The organism is Providencia sp. PROV076, from assembly GCF_028483405.1.
Classification (GTDB): Bacteria; Pseudomonadota; Gammaproteobacteria; order Enterobacterales; family Enterobacteriaceae; genus Providencia; species Providencia huaxiensis.
Genome location: NZ_JAMPRR010000015.1, coordinates 1 through 1,306 on the forward strand (window position 1 = coordinate 1; position 1,306 = coordinate 1,306).

A 1,306-nucleotide genomic window follows, 5' to 3' on the forward strand; every position below is an offset into this window, starting at 1 on the left:
TTAAACTTACTCATAGTTACCTCGATAATTACTCTATCGTTGGTGATTAGATGCCCCGTTAGTGTTAGCGCACAGCGGGGCATTGCTTTTTTAGTAAGTAACCATTGCGTTATGGTATCGCGGTAGTTACCATACTCATAATCATTATAACCGTGGTAGTTACCAATGCAAGAGAAAAAAGAGAAAAAGGCGTTTGACCGTTCAGGTAGCACAATGAAACATATTCGCTTTGAAGATGATCTATTAGAGCAAATCAATACTGCCTCTGCAGATACTTCATTTAGCGCATGGGTTAAGACAGCCTGTCGTAACGAGCTGGAAAGATTAGGTGTTAAGCCTAAAAACTGATATTTGCCATACCAGAGAAGTAAGCTAGTATTAATATTCTCACTTGCTCGGTATTCAATATCGACGTTTCCAAGGGTAGCCGATTGGCTGCCCTTTTTTATGGACTCCAAAAACTCAATTCTGCCCCGTGTAGTGATGCCGAATAAACCTTGCATAAGGTGAGAAAAATCACCTTTAGCAAATGGTGTAAATTCTCCACGTTTTGAGTGACTCACATTTGAGTAGCGCAAAATATCAGCGGATTTATAACCTGAGAAATATTCCCCAGATTTATTTCCCGTAAATTTGGGTGATTGATTGGCGTAAATTTTCGCTAATACATCGGCTAAAGTTTTAGCTGATTGCTGAGCTAAAATATTGACCGAGTAACCAGACGAAAGTTTGTCTGATTGACTATAACTTGAAGTTAGATTCAAGATGGATAAAAGGGCGTCCACTTTAACCGACTCCCCACCTGCCAGTAGGAAATCATTCTCTTGGTAGGCAATATTCACCCAATCGGGTGTTAATTGATTAATATTTAAACTTTGATTCCCCCGATTTGGGGTATCAAACATTGCTTTAGTCGCATTCATCATATTAACCACCAATCCGCACTGTAGGACTCATTAAACTAGCGAACTGCTCAATGCGTTTGCTAACCTCTCGCAATGCCTGAGTAGCCGATAACCCCGAATCAATAGCATCCTGAAATGCTGCCTGTTCGATTTTTTGCATGCAGACTAATAAACCTAATTGTTGCTCGTCTGCGCTGGCACGTTCGCCAGTGAGTAAGCCTGTTAATCGGTTCTCTGTACGGGCTAGGTTGATGTAATGATATTTCTCTGCGCCTAAGTCTCTGAGTGCGTCGCGTGACTCATGGTAATGAGGCAGATATTCGCGGCGGATAGGTTCAGCGGCGCGTTTCTTACTGAATGCTTTGGTTACGTCCAGCTTGAATTGTGTCATCTGCTCATGA

2 pseudogenes are annotated in these 1,306 nt (G+C 41.8%); both read right to left on the reverse strand.

Annotation, left to right across the window (positions count from 1 at the left end):
* Window positions 1–926: pseudogene (locus PSF67_RS22090) on the reverse strand (hypothetical protein); the annotation flags it as partial.
* A gap of 1 nt (window position 927) precedes the next feature.
* A pseudogene (locus PSF67_RS10150) lies at window positions 928–1,306 on the reverse strand (hypothetical protein); the annotation flags it as partial.